General features: G+C 59.4%; 12 protein-coding genes and 1 pseudogene. 7 read left to right on the top strand and 6 right to left on the bottom strand.

Annotated elements, in window-relative coordinates; genetic code table 11:
- The first annotated feature begins 91 nt into the window (after window positions 1-91).
- From CES87_RS05350 to CES87_RS05340, 3 genes are all read left to right on the top strand, one after another.
- Window positions 92-1459 carry an OprD family porin gene (locus CES87_RS05350; protein WP_371858175.1) on the top strand — a complete coding sequence of 456 codons (1368 nt, stop codon included), beginning with the start codon at window positions 92-94 and terminating at the stop codon, window positions 1457-1459.
- A gap of 92 nt (window positions 1460-1551) precedes the next feature.
- Entirely contained in the window at window positions 1552-2529 is a 978-nt protein-coding gene (locus tag CES87_RS32855) for a methyl-accepting chemotaxis protein (RefSeq protein ID WP_141239464.1), read from the top strand.
- Between the two features lie 218 nt (window positions 2530-2747).
- Window positions 2748-3569 carry a DeoR/GlpR family DNA-binding transcription regulator gene (locus CES87_RS05340; RefSeq protein ID WP_128605263.1) on the top strand — a complete coding sequence of 274 codons (822 nt, stop codon included), beginning with the start codon at window positions 2748-2750 and terminating at the stop codon, window positions 3567-3569.
- Between the two features lie 51 nt (window positions 3570-3620).
- Here CES87_RS05340 and otnI read toward each other — a convergent pair.
- The 5 genes and pseudogenes from otnI to ltnD all read right to left on the bottom strand — a co-directional run bounded on the left by otnI (window position 3621) and on the right by ltnD (window position 9043).
- A pseudogene (otnI, locus tag CES87_RS05335) lies at window positions 3621-4402 on the bottom strand (2-oxo-tetronate isomerase).
- 111 nt (window positions 4403-4513) lie between these two features.
- Window positions 4514-5974 (bottom strand): SLC13 family permease, encoded by a 1461-nt coding sequence (locus CES87_RS05330; protein ID WP_128605262.1) that lies wholly within the window; start codon window positions 5972-5974, stop codon window positions 4514-4516.
- A 189-nt stretch (window positions 5975-6163) separates the two neighbouring features.
- Complete coding sequence (locus CES87_RS05325; protein ID WP_178081390.1) at window positions 6164-6802, bottom strand: aldolase; 639 nt, start codon at window positions 6800-6802, stop codon at window positions 6164-6166.
- Between the two features lie 8 nt (window positions 6803-6810).
- Window positions 6811-8109, bottom strand: a complete 1299-nt coding sequence (gene otnK, locus CES87_RS05320; RefSeq protein ID WP_128605260.1) for a 3-oxo-tetronate kinase — start codon at window positions 8107-8109, stop codon at window positions 6811-6813.
- Between the two features lie 28 nt (window positions 8110-8137).
- Entirely contained in the window at window positions 8138-9043 is a 906-nt protein-coding gene (gene ltnD / locus CES87_RS05315; protein WP_128605259.1) for an L-threonate dehydrogenase, read from the bottom strand.
- Window positions 9044-9402: 359 nt separating this feature from the next.
- Between ltnD and CES87_RS05310 the strand changes: the two genes are divergently transcribed.
- The 4 genes from CES87_RS05310 to CES87_RS05295 all read left to right on the top strand — a co-directional run bounded on the left by CES87_RS05310 (window position 9403) and on the right by CES87_RS05295 (window position 15983).
- Window positions 9403-10050, top strand: a complete 648-nt coding sequence (locus CES87_RS05310; protein WP_128605377.1) for an MliC family protein — start codon at window positions 9403-9405, stop codon at window positions 10048-10050.
- Between the two features lie 212 nt (window positions 10051-10262).
- Complete coding sequence (locus tag CES87_RS05305; RefSeq protein WP_178081389.1) at window positions 10263-11354, top strand: efflux RND transporter periplasmic adaptor subunit; 1092 nt, start codon at window positions 10263-10265, stop codon at window positions 11352-11354.
- The gene (locus CES87_RS05300; protein WP_128605257.1) at window positions 11351-14560 is read left to right on the top strand and encodes an efflux RND transporter permease subunit; all 3210 of its coding nucleotides are present in this window, start codon (window positions 11351-11353) and stop codon (window positions 14558-14560) included. The genes CES87_RS05305 and CES87_RS05300 overlap by 4 nt, the downstream gene beginning before the upstream one ends.
- A 1-nt stretch (window position 14561) precedes the next feature.
- A complete protein-coding gene (locus CES87_RS05295) occupies window positions 14562-15983 on the top strand; it encodes an efflux transporter outer membrane subunit (protein WP_128605256.1) in 1422 nt (473 codons plus the stop codon).
- Between the two features lie 48 nt (window positions 15984-16031).
- On the opposite strand, the gene CES87_RS05290 is transcribed toward CES87_RS05295, so the two are convergent.
- Window positions 16032-17819, bottom strand: a complete 1788-nt coding sequence (locus CES87_RS05290) for a SulP family inorganic anion transporter (protein WP_128605255.1) — start codon at window positions 17817-17819, stop codon at window positions 16032-16034.
- Window positions 17820-17823: the final 4 nt, after the last annotated feature.

Below are 17823 nucleotides of genomic sequence, written 5' to 3'. Positions count from 1 at the left end.
ACCCCCTCTGTCTACATAAAGACAGCCGTTATTGCTTTGCCTGTCATTTACCCGTACGTCCCAATAAAAATAAAGATATGGCGGAAAGAACATGAAAACCAATCACACGCACTTAGGTGCAGGTTCGGCGCATTGGCACCCGTTGAGTTTGATGGGCCTATTAACGTTATCCTGCGGACTTCCCCTCGCCGCTTCCGCTGCCGGGTTTATTGAAGATTCAAAAGCCACACTTGAATTGCGTAACTACTACTTCAACCAGGATTATCGAAGCGGTACGGCTGCCCCCTCCAAACAAGAGGAATGGGGTCAGGGTTTCATACTTAACTACACGTCAGGCTTCACCCAAGGGCCGGTTGGCTTTGGCCTTGACGCACTGGGAATGCTCGGTATTCGCCTGGACTCCGGCAAAGGCACCCACTACAACCCCAATAGTACGAACCAGGCCGGTTTCGTCTTCCCGACCGACAATGACGGCCGCGCCGTGAATGATTTCAGTAGCCTTGGGCTGACAGCCAAAGTGCGCTTTGCCAAGACTGAAGCAAAACTGGGTACCCTTCGTCCAAGAATGCCGGTCCTGGTGCTGAACGATGGTCGTTTGCTCCCGGAAACCTTCGAAGGCATGCAGATAACCTCACAAGATTTCGACAACATTACCCTCACCGCCGGCAAGGTCGAAAAAGTCAAAAGCCGCACTTCCTCCAACAATGAGAACCTGGCAATTGCTGGTGCAGGCGGAGCAGCCGGCAAGCGCAGCAATAAATTCTACTTCGCTGGTATCGACTACAAACTCAACCCGGACCTGTTGCTCCAGTACTACTACGGCGGCCTCGAGAACTTCTACCAACAACATTTCCTGGGCATGGTCCACAACCTTGCATTGCCAGTCGGCAACTTGAAGAGCGACCTTCGCTTCTTCGACAGCCGCCCGGATGGCCGCAATGCAAGTCAGGCGGGTCGACAAGAGGGATACCGCAGCAGCGGCTTTCACAACAATGGCGAAGTCGATAACCGTGCCTTGGCAGGTATGTTCACCTACACCGTGGGCCCCCACTCTATTGGTCTTGGCTATCAGGCGCTCACTGGCTCCAGTGATTTTCCTTTTGTCAATCAGGGTGACGGTTCATCGACCTATCTGATCACTGACCGACAAACCGGTGCGCGCTTCCAGCGGGCCGGCGAAGACACTTGGGTAGCACAGTACGGCTTCAACTTTGTGAGCATCGGTATTCCGGGGCTGACCACCGTCGTGACTTATCAGCGAGGTGATAATGTTAAAACCGACATTGGCGATCAGCATGAATGGGAACGCGACATCCATTTCAACTATGCGTTTCAGAGCCCTGTACTTAAAGGTTTAAGCTTGTCGCTGCGTAATGCAACGCTACGCAGTACCGTACCCAATCAACGTGATATCGATGAGAACCGGGTATACATCACTTACACCCGAGACTTGTTCTAAGCCAATGTTTTGTATAGCCCTCTGATTCAATCAGCTGGAGCCGACCTGTTGTCGGCTCCAGTCTTTCATCATGTCCGACATTCGAGAGTTTAATGATGTTCATAAAAGAGCAAGAGCGCTCTATTCCCTGCACTAACTACAGAACTGTTGGAGTGCTGGTCGTGATGTGCATTTGTCTGGCCTTTGCATTAGCGTACTTGAGCAGGTCGACTACTCAATCGCTGCTTGCGTTGTTCGTGTTTGCAGCACAAACGATGGCCGGGATTCTGCTCCTGCGAACTGTGCCGACGCCCAGGACCACATTGTCTTCGCCAACGCCTGCGACCCCAGACGTGTCACCTCTGCCGTCGCCCGACAGTCATGCCCCCTGCAATGAACGCTCACTCGGTTTGCTTGACAATGCATTACTCCAACATCAGCAGCTGCAGAACCAGCTACAGCTGTTGCTGGAAAATGCGCTGTGCAGTGAGCAGGAAATGCATGAAGCGACGGTCCTTGCGCGTCAATCGGCAGATAAAGTCGTGGCCAGCGTCGACAGCATTCGCAGCTCGCAAACCTCCATCATTGAGCTGGCAGGCTACATGGAACGTATCGGTGAAGTGTTTATCGACCTGGGTGAGCAATCAGTGCGTATCAGCTCGATTGTCGGCAGCATTCAGGACATTGCCAAACAGACCAATCTATTGGCACTCAACGCCGCCATTGAGGCCGCTCGTGCTGGTGAACAAGGGCGCGGCTTTGCCGTCGTGGCCGATGAAGTGCGAAATTTGGCGCGACGTGCGAATGAATCCAGCGAACAGATCCGTCAAATCGCCAGTGGGGTGCAGAACTCGGCCAGGGACGCGCGACTCGGCGTCGAACATATCGGTCAATCAACCCAGGTGAGTCTTGCTTCGTCCGCAGCCGCATTAACGGCCATGACCGACATCCAGGCCGCAGCCGTAGCACGCGTGGAAGTAGTGCAGCGCATCACCCAACGCCTGGCCGGTCAGCGAGGGTTGGTTGAAGAAGTTTGCGCAGGCATGAACAGCACTACCCAATTGGCACTTGCCGTGCGCGATAGCCTTTAGCCAAATTACCCAGCTTGGCGCAGCCGCGTCGCACACGTTTTCCAGGCATTGCAACGCCGTTCACCTGGTAGGTGATGGGTGGGGCTGGGGCGCTTGAGAGTCTGCGTTTGCGTCCTGGCACCGATTCCATCACATCGTCGCGCTACTGATCCGGGCGCAGATTCGCTACTATGCTTGACCGTTTCCTTAACCGTCAGCTTCCTTTTTTTGGAGCCAGAATGCCTAGTCAAAAGGACATTTCCGCCGAAAACGGCGCACCGATGATTCCTGAGCAGCGCCGTGAATTGATGCTGCGTCAGTTGCGCAAGCATCAGGTGCTGAGCGTTCATCAATTAATGGAAATGTTCGACTGTTCGCACATGACCGTACGCCGCGATATCGCGTTGCTGGAACAGGAAGGTCGTGCTTATTCGGTAACGGGTGGAGTACGAATCGCCAGCCAGCTCCACAGTGAGCCCAGCCATCAGTTCAAGGCGGTGGTCGAATTGCCGCAGAAGCAGGCCATGGCCAAGCTCGCCGCCCGGCTACTGCACGCCGACATGACGATTTACCTGGATGCGGGAACCAGCACGCTGGAAATCGTCCCCTACATCAAGGCGCTGTCCGGCATGACTGTAGTGACCAACGACTTCGGTATTGTCCAGGCACTGATCGAAGCGCCCCATGTGACGGTGATTCATACCGGCGGGCAACTGGATCACTCCAATCAATCGTGCGTTGGCAGCCTGGCGGTTGCCACCTTGCGTCAGGTCGTCACCGATATCGCCTTCATATCGACCAGCTCATGGGATTTGCGTCGCGGCCTCACTACGCCTTCGGCGCTGAAGGTGGAGGTCAAGCAAGCCGCGATGCAATCGGCCTCGCAGGTGGTGCTCGTGGCCAGCAGTTCGAAATACGGCACATTCAGTATGTACAGGATCGCCGGGCTCGAGCAGTTCGACATCATCCTCAGCGACGATGCATTGACCCCTGCCGCGGCCGATGGCATCCGCAAGCAGGGTGTCGAGCTGTTGCTGCCGTCTGACAATATTTCGACTTGAAACAACGGGCTCTTGCGTCCAGTAGAGCCCGTTTCCCCTCAGGTGTTGCGCTTAGCGCGCCTTCCAGTCCCGCAACCACTGCAGGCCGGCAGACGTGTCGCCTCGCGGCCGATACTCGCACCCCACCCACCCGTCATACCCCAACTGGTCGATCAGCTCGAACAGATAGGGATAGTTGACTTCCCCCAGGTCTGGTTCATGCCGGTCCGGCACGCCGGCAATCTGAATATGGCCGATACCCTCGAAGTCCCGGCGCAGTTTGGTGGCCAGGTCACCCTCGACGATTTGGCAGTGGTAGCAGTCGAACTGAACTTTCAGGTTACTGGCGCCCACTTCCTTGCAGATGGCCTGGGCCTGATCCTGCCGGTTGAGAAAAAAGCCCGGCATGTCCCGCGTATTGATCGGCTCGAGCAGTACTGTGACGCCTGCCTTGGCTGCCTGAGCGGTGGCATAGGCAAGGTTTTCCAGATAAACGCCGTGATGCCGTGGGCGATCGCTTTCCGACGGCAACAGCCCGGCCATGACGTGAATGCGTGAATTGCCCAGCACGCTGGCGTATTCCAGGGCGCGATCAAAACCGCTGCGAAATTCACTCTCCCGACCGGGCAGCGACACCGTGCCCCGCTCGCCCGCTGCCCAATCACCGGGTGGCGCGTTGAACAGTGCCTGGATCAGGCCGTTGTCACTCAAGCGTTGCTTGAGTTCTTCAGCGCTGTAGTCGTAGGGAATAGATACTCCACCGCTTCGAAACCATCAGCCGCCGCGGCGGCAAAGCGATCCAGAAACGCATGTTCCGGGTAGAGCATGCTGAGGTTGGCAGCAAAACGAGGCATGGTAGCTCCTATACATGGCTTTTTTTGTAGGAGCTGAGCTTGCTCGCGATGGCGATCTCAAGGACGCCATCGCGAGCAAGCTCAGCTCCTACAGGGCAGGTCGACAGTTCGTTAGACAAAGGGCCAGATCAGCAGGGTAATACAGAAACCCAACGTACCCAGCAACGTGGTCAATACCGTCCAGGTGCGCAAGCCGTCCGCCACATTCAACCCGGCCAGCTTGGTGAAAATCCAGTAGCCGGCATCATTGATATGGGACATGGCCAACCCGCCACCACCCATGGCCAGGCACAGCAACGCCATGTGGTTAGGGGTGAGATTGAGGGTCACGATCAGCGGACTGATGATGCCGGCAGTGGTCACCAGGGCCACTGTGGTCGAGCCTTGTACCGCGCGCAACAGCATGGTCAGCAGGAAGCCCAGCGCCAGTACCGGCAGACCGGTGGTGCGCAACATATCCGAGACCACGGCACCGATACCGGTATCCACCAGTACCTTGCCAAAAACTCCGCCGGCGCCGGCAATCAGGATCACCATGGCCACACCGGGCAAGGCCGAACCGATCACGTCAGATACTTGAGTGCGGCTCCAGCCCCGGCGCGAACCCAGCAGCCAGGCACACAGCAGGGTGTCGATCAGCAACGCTACCAGCGGCGCGCCGAGCACCGTCATGATACCGCGCAGAGTCGATTCGGCAGGCAGCAACGAAGTGGACAGCGTCCCCATCAGAATCAGAATGATGGGCAGCAGGATCAGGCTGACAATCAGACCAAAACCCGGTGCAGGTGCCGGCGGCAATTTGGAAACAATGCTGCTGGTCGACTCTTCCAGGCCCATGTGCGATACGGCCACAGCAGCTTGCGAAGTGTTCGTGTCGTTGCCATTGGACCAGGCGGCCAGATCTTCATTGGTGACATGCGGACCGTAGACCTCGGCACGAATATCGTCGGTCATCGGGTACACCCGACGGGTCATGCGCCCGGCCACGCGGTAGCCGACATAGCAAAGGAACGCGGTGATTGGCAACCCGAACATCAGCACGCGGCCCAAGTCCGCGCCCAATTGACTGGCAGCGGCGACTGCGCCCGGATGCGGCGGCAGAAAGGCGTGTACGGTCAACAAGGCCGCGCACATCGGCAGCGCGAACACCAACAGCGGCTTGCGCGCGCGCCGCGCAATACCATAGGCCAGCGGCATGAGGATGATCACGCCGACCTCGAAGAACACCGGCACCCCGACCATAAAGCCGGCAATCGTCAAGGCCAGGGGCGTACGCCGATTGCCGAAACGGGTAATCAGCGTCTTGGCCAGCGCCTCGGCACCACCGGAGAGCTCGATGATCCGCCCGATCATCGCGCCCAGGGCAATGATGATCGCGATATGGCCCAGGGTTTTGCCCATGCCGCCTTCGATGGTAGCGACCAGATCAGCCGGTTTCACCCCGGCCACCAGCGCCACCAGAATGCTCACCAGCATCAAGGCTACGAAGGGTTGGAATTTGTACTTGAGCACAAGGAACAACAACAGGGCGATGCCCACCCCTGCGGTAATCATCAGGACTAAAGGGCTCATTTCAAAAACCCTCCACGCCGGGTCAATGAAACGGTGCTGCCAATGGATCTGAACCTGCCGCAGTGAAGGTGAGTCATGCTTGGATTTCCTGTTGTTATTGTTTTTTCAGGCAAGCCGCGTCCGTCGAGAGTCGCGGTGCGTCTCTCGGGCAGGGCCTGCGGTATCGATCTGTCGTGTCAAGCCAGCGCTTTACCAGTGCGCACCAAAAGTTTCTCGCAGCTCGTCCAGCGCCGCCTGATCGAGCGGCTCTGGCTTGGGATTGCTCATCAGCCAGAGTCGCGCGGTTTCCTCGAGCTCTTCCAAGGCGTAGCTGGCCCTGGATACCGAACTCTCCCAAACCACCGGGCCCAGCCGTTCGAGCATCACGCCGCGAACGCTGTTGGCCAACTGGGCGACCTGTTCGGCAACCTTCGGCGAACCGGGTCGCTGGTAGCCGATCAACGGGATATGCCCGACTTTCATGATCTGATACGGCGTCAAGGGCGGCAGAATGTCGTCCGCCTGCCAGACGCCTGCCAGCGTCAACGCCACCAAATGGGTGGAGTGGGTATGCACCACGCCGCCGACATTCGGGTTGCGGTCGTAGACCTGGCGATGCAGCGCCAGGGTCTTTGAAGGCTTGTCACCGGACACCCATTCGCCCGCCAGGTTGACCTTGGCGATGGTTGCCGGATCGAGTCGTCCGAGGCAGACATCAGTAGGCGTGATCAACCAGCCGTCGTCCAGGCGCGCGCTGATATTGCCGGCGCTGCCGACGGTGTAACCGCGCTGGTAAAGGCTACGGCCCACCTCACAGATTTCTTCGCGCAGGGCGTTTTCGTTACTCACTGCGCGACTCATTGCGCACCTCCGGCCTGGGCGAGTTGATTCAAGGCTTTACTGAAGAAATCCCGACCACCGAAGTTGCCCGATTTGAGCGCAAGCGCCAAAGGTTCATCAGTACTGCTGACAGTCGCCGGCACACCCGGATCGATCTGCGCGCCGATCTGCAGCAGCTGTACGCCCAGCGCCTGAACCACAGCGCCTGATGTTTCTCCGCCGGCGATCACGAAACGGCGCACGCCACTCTGGCGCAGACCCTGGGCAATTTCGCCAAAGGCGTTTTCCACCAGGCTTCCGGCTTGATCCACACCCAGTTGCTGTTGCACCAACTTGACCTCCTCCGGCGAGCTGGTGGCGTAGATCAATACGGTGTGTTCGTTCGCGCGAGCAAAGGCCAGGGCTTGCGCCACCACCGGTTCACCGGCAGCCAGGGCCAATGGATCAATGCGCAAGGCCGGTCGACCCGCTTCGAGCCAGGCCGCCACTTGTCCATTGGTGGCGATCGAAGCACTACCGGCCAACACCACTTCCAGGCCTGACACCGCCGGGAGTTTCGAGGCATCGAGGTCACGCAGTTTGCCGGCTCGACGGAAGTTTTCCGGCAAACCCAGCGCCAGCCCCGAACCACCCGTCAACAACGGCAGATCGGCGCAGGCGGCACCGAGGGTGTACAGATCGCTGTCCGACAAGGCATCAGCGATTGCCATGCCGACACCCTGAGCCCTCAGTTCTGCGATTCGTGCACTCACCTGCTCAGTGCCGCGGGCAATGGTGTCGTAGCGCAACAGTCCGACATTCAGGCGGGTCTGCGATTGCAAGACCCGAACCAGATTGGCATCGGTCATCGGCGTGAGCGGGTGATGTTGCATGCCCGATTCGCTTAGCAGTTGATCCTGCACAAACAAGTGACCGCGAAAGATCGTCCGGCCATTTTCCGGGAACGCCGGGCACGCAAGGGTAAAGTCGCTACCCAGTGCGGCCAGCAGCGCTTCGCTGACCTGGCCGATATTGCCGGCCGCGGTGGAGTCGAACGTCGAGCAATATTTGAAAAAGATCTGCTCGCAGCCTTGCTCGCGCAGCCAGGCCAGCGCGGCGAGGGACTGCTCGACCGCTTCGGCGACCGGCGTGGTGCGCGATTTCAGCGCAATAACGATCGCATCGGCATCAAGCCCGGCAGCAACTTCCGCGCTCGGGATGCCAATGCTTTGCACGGTGCGCATACCGCCGCGCACCAGCATGTTGGCAAGGTCCGTGGCACCGGTGAAATCGTCGGCGATGCAGCCCAGCAGCGGGCGTGCGGTGGAGGTAGTCATGGGGTGTTCCCTCAAACGGGCTCTGGCTTCAAACGGGCTGGGGCTTGGCAGTCGGCAATTCGATGCCTGGGAAAATCTTGATCACCGCCGAGTCGTCCTCACGGCCGAAACCGGCACTGGACGCCTGCATGAACATTTGGTGAGCGGTAGCCGACAGCGGCAGCGGGAATTTGCTGGCCCGGGCGGTATCCAGCACCAGACCCAGGTCCTTGACGAAAATATCCACCGCGGACAACGGCGTGTAGTCAGCCTTGAGAATGTGCGGTACGCGGTTTTCGAACATCCAGGAATTGCCGGCGCTATGGGTGATCACCTCATACAGCGCATCGGCATCGACTCCTTCACGCAGGCCCAGCGCCATGGCTTCGGCGGAAGCGGCAATATGCACCCCGGCCAGAAGCTGGTTGATTATTTTGACCTTCGAACCCAGGCCATGGACGTCACCCAGGCGATAAACCTTGCCGGCCATGCCAGCCAGGATCGACTCCGCCTTGGCATAGGCGTCGGCCGGGCCTGAAGTCATCATGGTCATCTCCCCGGCGGCAGCCTTGGCGGCGCCCCCGGAAATCGGTGCATCCAGATACAGCAGGCCCAGCGCGGCCAGGCGCTGGCCAAGATCCACGGCGTAAGTCGGAGCGACTGTGGCGCAGCCGATCACCAGGCTACCCGGCCGCAGCGCGGCCACGGCACCACCCTCACCGAACAATACGGTCTCGGTCTGCTCGGCATTGACCACCACGGTAATGATCACATCACACTCACCGGCCATGTGCGACGGTGACGGGCAAGCAACACCGCCCTCCCCGGCGAACTGCTCTGTTACAGCAGCACGCACATCACAGGCATGCACATTGAAACCGCTGCGCAACAACGAGCGGGCAATGCCCAGCCCCATCGCGCCCAGACCGACTACACCGACATTCTTGTTATTCATGGGGTACTCCAGAGGAAAGCAGCGACTGCTTCAACGTCTGCAAGGCACGGACGTTGGCCGCGTTGTAGATGAGGCAGATCATCTACCAATGAACGGATTATGTGAAGTATTTTTTCGGAATAACATTTTTTAACATCAGTCATAATTGAAGATAAGTTACTCCGCAGAGGCTTGCGTCCTGAAAAATCACTAGCGGACCCTGCGCTGCCATCTCCCTCCTGCGCCCCAGCCGCCAGGCGGTGTGGCAAGTTTGAGCGCTGACTTACACTGCGTACACCCCATGCGAACGAATGTCTGTTCAACGGATCAATACTTGCCACGTCAATCGGGTATCACGTAATGATCTGGGCGAAATCAATATGAAAACGGTCACGGCCTTTTTCACCTCTGTGCTCGGTGCCAGCGTGTGCGTGGCGACGAGCACCTGCGCCAACGCGGCATCCTTCACGACCAGCTTCGACTGCGCCAGGGCCACGGCCTCCATCGAAAAGCTCATCTGCCGCGATTCGCAACTGGCGCAGATGGATGTCGAACTGATGCGTCTTTATCGCCTGGCGCTCACGGATGAACATTCAGTACCGCCTCCTGACAAAGTCATCGTCGACCAGGAGTTCTGGATCCATGACCGCAATCAGTGTGCCTCCGAGTCCGATCCCAAGGCATGTACGATTCGCAGTTATGCCGAGCGCGCGTACCAGCTACGCAAGGGTTCGGCGATTGTGAGAACCAGAGATCCGGACAGAATCACCGAGGGCCCCATGGCGTTTCGTTGCCCAGGATTGAACGCTCCGCTTGCCGTCACCTTCTTTACCACTTTGCCTGGCGTCGTGTACCTGCAATGGGCGAATGCCTCGATCACCCTGAGCCAGGTGCCGAATGACTCGGGTAGCCGCTACACCGGCAAGGACTACCAAGGGAACTACAGTTTCTGGCAAAACGGCACAGTGGTCCTTTTCCAAAAGCCAGGCTCAGGGGAAATGACCTGTACGGCAGAGCCAATCGGCTGATTTGTCGTACGTGTCCGCGAGTTAGCGCAACGGGGAGATAGTGTCTACGCTCTGTTCGAGTGACTTCATGGAGCAAGGTGATGGACCTGAACTACGTTGTCAGGCAGCGCGTTTGCATGCCGATTGCCTTGCTGATCGCAATCTCGACTGTGCTGGGCGGCTGCGGTAAAGAGCCTGCTTCAGCCGCCCGACAAGCCCCAGATGTGACTGTCATGACGGTCACCGCCCGCGATACTCCGGTCACTTTCGAATTTGTCGCGCAAACCCAGAGTTCCCGCGAAGTAGAGATCCGTGCACGCGTCGCCGGCTTTCTGGATCGGCGGCTGTACACCGAAGGCGATCTGGTGAAAGCCGGGCAGACGCTGTTCCAGATGGACCCTAAACCTTTCGAGGCAACTCTGCTGTCGGCCAAGGGACAGTTGGCCCAGCAACAGGCGCGCTGGGAAGTGGCCAAGGCGGCGCTGGCCCGTGTCCGTCCACTGGCGGCGCAAAACGCGGTCAGCAAGATGGATCTGGACAATGCCGTCGGCGAAGAGCGTGGAACTCGTGCCGCCGTACTGGCCGCAGAGGGGGTCGTGCGCAACGCAGAACTGAACCTCAGCTACACCACCATCACCTCTCCCCTCACCGGCCTTTCCAGTTATGCCAAAAAACAGGATGGCAGTTACGTAACGCCGGGCGAGTCGGGATTGCTGACCTCGGTGTCGCAGATGGACCCGATGTACGTCAACTTCAGTCTCTCGGAAAACGAAACGCTGAAATATCGCGACGAGATCGCCACCGGGCGCCTTAAATTCCCGCCGCGCAGTGACTTTGTCGTCGAGGTGGTACTGGCTGACGGGACCGTGGCGCCTGAGCACGGCCAGGTGAATTTCCTGGCGCCCTCTTTCAGCCAGGAAACCGGGACCTTTCTGGTCCGCGCGGTGCTGGCCAATCCGAAGGGGCTGCTGCGTCCCGGTCAGTTCGTGAAGGCGCTGGCCAAGGGGGCGTCCCGGCCGAACGCCATACTGGTACCGCAAAAGGCCGTGCTGGAAGGTGCCAAGAGCCATTTTGTCTGGGTCCTCAACGCCGAGGGTAAGCCCGAACAACGCATCGTCGAAGTGGGTGATTGGCAAGGCGATGACTGGTTTATCAGCAAGGGCCTGCGGGCCGGTGAGCGCATCGTGGTCGATGGCGCGATCAGGGTCACACCCGGTGGGCCGCTGAATATCGTCGATGGCGCCGGCGCGGCAGCGGCAGGTAGCGCGGCCGGTCAACCGGCGAAGGCAGGCGCGACCGGAGCAGACAGCGGGAAAACGCCATGAGCATTTCCCACTATTGCATTGACCGACCCATTTTCGCCTCGGTGATTTCCATCATCATCACCCTGGCCGGCGCAGTGGCCATGCTCCAGCTACCCGTGGCCCAGTACCCGGATATCACGCCGCCGCAAATCACCGTCGCAGCCACCTACCCCGGCGCCGATGCGCAGGTCGTGGCCAATAACGTGGCCGCGCCGATCGAGCAACAGGTCAACGGCGCCGACAACATGATCTACATGAACTCGTCGAGCTCTGCGACGGGCAACATGACGCTGAACGTTTTCTTCGAAATCGGCACCGATCCGTCTCTGGCCCAGGTGGACGTGCAGAACCGCGTCAATCTGGCCTTGCCGCAATTGCCCTCCGCCGTGCAGAGCCAGGGCATTCAAGTACAGAAGAAGTCGTCGGCGTTCATGATGATCCTTTCCGTGTATTCCGAAGGCGACCGTTATGACAGTACTTACGTCGCGAACTACGCCAGCCTCTACATACTGGATGCGATCAAACGCATTCCGGGAGCCAACCAGGCCAGTATTTTCGGCACGCCGGACTACGCCATGCGCATCTGGCTCAAGCCTGACCGCATGGCCCAATTGGGCATCACCGCTGCCGATGTGCAGAAAGCCGTGGCCAACCAGAACCAGCAGTTCGCGGTAGGCCGCGTCGGGCAATCCCCCACGGGACAGGCCGTGGAACAGTCGTTTGCCGTGACCACCAAGGGCCGCCTGACCGAACCCGCGGAATTCGAGAACATCATCTTGCGGGCCAGCAACAACGGCGCCGCGATTGTTCGCCTCAGGGATGTCGGACGTGCAGAGCTGGGGCAAAAAGACTACTCGCTGCGCAGCACCTATCAGGGCCGTCCGGCGACGCTGATTGCCGTCTATCAACAACCCGGCGCAAACGCCCTCGACGTCTCCGCTGCGGTAACCAAGACCCTGGCGGACATGAAATCGACCTTTCCCGAGGGCATCCAATACAAGATCGTGATGGACACCACCGCGTTTACCCGTGCTTCGATTTCCGAGGTGATCCACACCTTCTTCGAAGCCCTGGTGCTGGTGGTCATCGTGGTGTTCCTGTTCCTGCAGAGCCTGCGTGCCACACTGATTCCGGTGATTGCGGTGCCGGTGTCCATCGTCGGTACCTTTATCGGCATGTCGGCCCTCGGGTTTTCGGTGAACATGCTGACGCTGTTCGGCATGGTGCTGGCGATCGGTATCGTGGTGGACGATGCGATCGTGGTGATCGAAAACGTCGAACGCAACATGCAAGTGCACAAGATGACACCCAAGGACGCGGCCAAGCGTGCGATGGACGAAGTGGCAGGCCCGGTAGTGGCCATCGTGCTGGTGCTGTGCGCGGTGTTCATCCCGGTGGCGTTCATGGGTGGTATCACCGGCCAGCTCTATAAACAGTTCGCAATCACCATCGCCATTTCCGTGGTGATCTCAGGCCTGGTCGCCTTGACCCTGTCGCCGGCCCTGGCCGCACTGCTGCTCAAGCCCCAGCACGGTGACAAGAACGCCTTTTTCCGCTGGTTCGAACGCAGTTTCGAGCGCATGACAGAAGGCTATTCGCGCTCAGTGGCGTTCATGATCAAGCGCTTTGTGCTGGCGCTACTGCTCTTTGCCGGCATGATCGTGCTGATCCTGTTGATGGGGCAGCGCATACCCAGTGCCTTCCTGCCACCAGAAGACCAGGGCTACCTGCTGGGGGCCGTGATCATGCCCGATGCCGCCAGTCTTGATCGCACCGGTGAGGTCGGCAAAGTGGCCAGTGACTTCTTCATGAATGATGCGTCTGTCGAAGGTGTCGCCATCGTCAATGGCTATAGCCTGCTGGACGGCCAGAACAAGAACAATGCCGCCACCGTCTTCGTCGGCTTCAAGGATTTCGGGGGGCGCTACAAGGACTCGGAAACCGTCAAGGAACAAAGCGCCCCTGCGGTCATCCAGAAAGCCGCCCGTGCTTTTTCCACGGTGCAGGGCGGGATCATTCTGCCCGTTAACCCGCCTTCGATTCCCGGCCTGGGCACCACCGGCGGCATGGAAGTATGGGTGCAGAGCAAGGGCGACGCTAATGTCGACCAACTGGCGGAAATGGTCGGCAATCTGGTGACGAAGGCCAGGCAGCGCCCGGAACTCGGCGCGATTACCTCCACCTTCAATGTGCATTCGCGGCAGCTGATGGTCGACGTGGACCGGGAAAAGGCCGAGACCCTGGGTGTACCGGTGGAGGATGTCTACAGCGCCATGCAAACCATGTTCGGTTCGCTGTACGTCTCGCAATTCAATAAATTCAGCCGCCTGTGGCAGGTCATCCTGCAAGCCGAGCCGTCCTATCGCCTCAAGGCCGAGGACCTGCAACAGATTTACGTGCGCAGCAAAAACCTCGAAATGGTGCCGCTCAAGTCTGTGTTGACCACCCGCTACGTCACAGGCCCCGACCTGCTGACCCGTTTCAACAACTTTCCGGCAGTCAAACTCACCGCCAACGCTGCCCCCGGCTACAGTTCCGGCCAGGCGCTCAAGGCGCTGGAAGAAATCAGCGCCGAAATCATGACCAACGATTACTCGCTGGCCTTGAGTGGTGAAGCGTTCGAGGAGAAAAAGAGCGGCGGCGCTTCGTCTCAGGTGTTCATTTTCGGTCTGGTGATGGTGTTCCTGATCCTGGCCGCCCAGTACGAAAAATGGTCCCTGCCCGTCGGCGTATTGATGGCGGTGCCATTTGCCTTGTTCGGTGCGCTGCTTGCGGTTCTGCTCCGCGGGTTGAGCAATGATGTCTATTTCCAGATCGGCTTGACCATGCTGGTGGCGCTGGCCGCCAAGAACGCCATTCTTATCTTCGAGTTCGCGGTATTGAACCGGGAAAACGGCATGTCGGCCTACGATGCGGCAATGACCGCCGCCAAGGAGCGCTTGCGCCCGATCATAATGACATCGCTGGCGTTCATCCTGGGGTGCGTTCCGCTAGCCATTGCCGTCGGCGCATCCGAAAACAGCCGCCACTCCATCGGTACCGGCGTGATTGGTGGGATGCTGGCAGCCACCGTCATTGCGATCTTCTTCATACCGCTGTTCTATTACCTGATAGAGCGAATGTTCGGGGAAAAGGACACAACCCAGAAGGCCGTCCAGCCAAGTGAATCTGCACAGTCTGGGCAGATTCCCGATGGGGCTGCCCAAAACCGTCATGAGGAGGATTGAAATGCGCAGATCCCCTCTCCCACTTTTGCTGTGTCTGAGCCTCGCTGGCTGCCTGGTGGGTCCGGACTATCAGCACCCCGACATCGACACACCCGCCGCCTACCGGTATGCGGATAAAGAAGCAAAGGATCTATCCAATACACTGTGGTGGGAGCAGTTCCAGGACCCTGTTCTGAATGACCTGATCCGCACAGCATTACTGGAGAACAAAGACATCAAGATCGCCGCGGCACGGGTGGAGCAATTTCAGGGCCGTTACGGGCAAACACATTCCCTGTTGTTCCCTCAAGTCGGGCTAGGCACGCAAGGTCAGCGCGCCCGCTCTCCCCGCAATAACGGTCCGGTGCCACTGGATTCGTCCGTCGACCCGGTGTTCAACAACTATCAGGCCATTCTCAGTGTGAACTGGGAACTGGATGTCTGGGGCCGGTTGCGGCGCCTGAGTGAATCGGCCCGCGCAGATCTGCTGGCTTCGGAGGAAGGTCGCCGTAGCGTCATTTTGAGCCTGGTGTCGTCGGTGGCGTCGAGTTACGTGACGCTGCGCGATCTTGACCGGGAACTGGAAATAGCCCGTACGACCGCCAAGGCGCGAAGCGATTCCTACGAGATTTTCAAACTGCGCTATCGCGCCGGCACCATTTCCGAAATGGAATTGGCCCAAAACCAGTCCGAGTACGAGCGGACCCTGGCTTCGGTAGCGCAATTCGAACCGTTGGTCGCGCAACAGGAAAACGCGCTGGCCGTACTGCTTGGCCGCAATCCGGGGCCGATCATACGAGGTCGTGACCTGGGCCAGTTGACGCTACCGTCGGTGCCTGCAGGTCTGCCCTCGGACTTGCTGGAACGGCGACCCGATCTGCGCCAGGCCGAGCTGAATCTGATCTCGGCCAACGCCCTTATCGGTGCCGCCAAGGCCCAGTATTTCCCGACTATTTCCCTGACCGGGCTACTGGGTTCGGTCAGCAATCAGCTATCGAACCTGTTCACCGGGCCCGCCGAAACCTGGTCCTATGGCGTCGCCGCCAGCATGCCGATCTTCACCGCCGGCGGCATCGCAGGCCAGGTGCAACAAGCAGAAGCGTTCCAGCAACAAACTCTGCTGAGTTACCAGCAGGCAATTCAATCGGCCTTCAGCGACGTGGAAAATGCCCTGATCGCGTCCAGTAAATCCCGCGAACAGATGACCTACCAGGGTCGGCAGGTCGAGGCACTGAGCACTTACGCACGGTTCGCGCGGCTGCGCTACGACAACGGCTACACCGACTACATCGAAGTGCTGGATGCCGAGCGCAGCCTGTTTGATGCCGAGTTGAATTACACCCGTACCCGGGCCTCAGTGTTCACGACCATGATTGATCTGTACAAGGCGACCGGCGGAGGTTGGGTGACCGAGGCTGACAAGCTGACGGCCACGGCTCCTTGAAGGACGCCAACGATAACGCGCCCTATCTGAATGACCGCGTTGTCTGGCCTATTCGCGATCCTCGTATTCCCCTTCCCTCCATTCCACCGGATGGATCTCAAGATAGCGGCTGACGGCGGCGCCCAGGGTGGCAAAGAACGCTTCTTCGCCAAACTGCGCGAACAACCCGAATCGCTTCAGTTTGTCCTTGACCGGATCTTTCATCTCGGCCATGCACAGTTCGATACCCGCCGCGTGCAGGGTTTCGTCCAGCTCGGCCAGCATGTCGGCGGCGGTCACGTCCACACTGGTGACCGGTTCCGCTGCGACGAGCAGCCAGCGCACGGGCGTCGGCGATGCAGCCACGGCGTCCAGCACTCGATCCTGGAACAGTTCGGCGTTGGCGAAAAACAACGGCGCATCCCAGCGAAACAACACCAGGCCGGGAATCAGGCGAGCTTGCGGATAACGCTTGGTGTCGTGATAGCCCTGGACCCCTTCGGCACGCCCCAGAACCGCCGAGTAAGGGCGCCATGCATCCCACAGGAATTCGATGACAGCGATGACGATGGCCAGGCCGATGCCCTGGATCGCGCCCAGCACCGCCACGCCTACCGTACAGGCGATCGACAGCCAGAATTCCCAGCGCTGGATCCGATAGATGCGTCGCAGGTCGGTGACTTCGATCAGACCTATAGCCGATGCGATAACGACCGCCGCCAGCGCGCTGGTGGGCAAGTTCTGCAGCAGGTTGGGCGCCACCATCAGCAGCAAGGCGACAGCCAGTGCGCCGACGACGCCGGTCAGTTGGGTTCTGGCGCCCGCCGCCTCGGCCACAGGAGTGCGTGACGAACTGCTGCTGATCGGGAAGCCCTGGAACAAGCCGGCGGCCAGGTTGGCGACACCGAGTCCCACCATCTCCTTGTTCGGGTCGACATAGGTTCGGGTCCGCGCCGCATAGACACGAGAGAGCACACTGGTGTCAGCGAACGAGACAAGGGCAACGGCGCAACCGCCGATCAACACCGGAACGATATCGTCGCTGGTAATCCAGGGGATAGCGAACGCCGGCAAGCCTTGTGGCAGTGAGCCGAGGACCGCCACACCGCGCGCCGCAAGATCCAGCACACCCACGACGATAGTGGCGGCGGCCACTGCAATCAAAATACCCGGCACGCGCTTTTTGTCCTTGAGCAGAAGGATCACTGCCAGGGTTGCGGCGCCGACCGTAAACGTGACCCAATTGGATCTGCCGTCGATCACCCCTTTAGCGATGGCCCAGAGGTTTCTCAGCGGTCCGGCGCTTTCGATCGAAAAGCCGAAAAGCTTGGGCAGCTGGCTGATCAATACGGTCAGTGCGATCCCGTTCATGTAGCCATAGCGGATCGGCTTGGACAGCAGCTCGGTAACGAAGCCCAGACGCGCCACGCCAGCCAGGATGCACACCGTCCCCGAAACGATCGCCATCATGCCGGCAAGGACTACCGCGCGATGTGGGTCGCCGCCGGACAATGGCAGGATCACGGCGAGGATCACCGCAGCCAATGAGGAATCCGGCCCGAGCACCAGAATCCGGCTGGGCCCGAACAGCGCATAGGCGATCAGCGGAACGATCGTTGCGTAGAGGCCATAGATGCCCGGCACGCCCGAAGCCACAGCGTAGGCAATGCCGACGGGCACCAGCATCGTGGTCAGCACCAGCCCGGCCACAATATCGTGCTGCAACCAGGCCGCTTTGTACCTGCGTAGTGTCTGCAGCCCGGGCAGCCAACGGCTCCACCCGGTTTGATCACCAATGTCCCTGCGCGCAAGTCGTCCCGGTTCAGGGACGGGGGGCAAAGCATCCGAATCGCTCATGGGA

This window comes from Pseudomonas sp. ERMR1:02 (assembly GCF_002277815.1).
Taxonomy (GTDB): Bacteria; Pseudomonadota; Gammaproteobacteria; order Pseudomonadales; family Pseudomonadaceae; genus Aquipseudomonas.
Note: the sequence above shows the minus strand (reverse complement) of the source record. Positions and strands in the feature narration are given on the sequence as shown.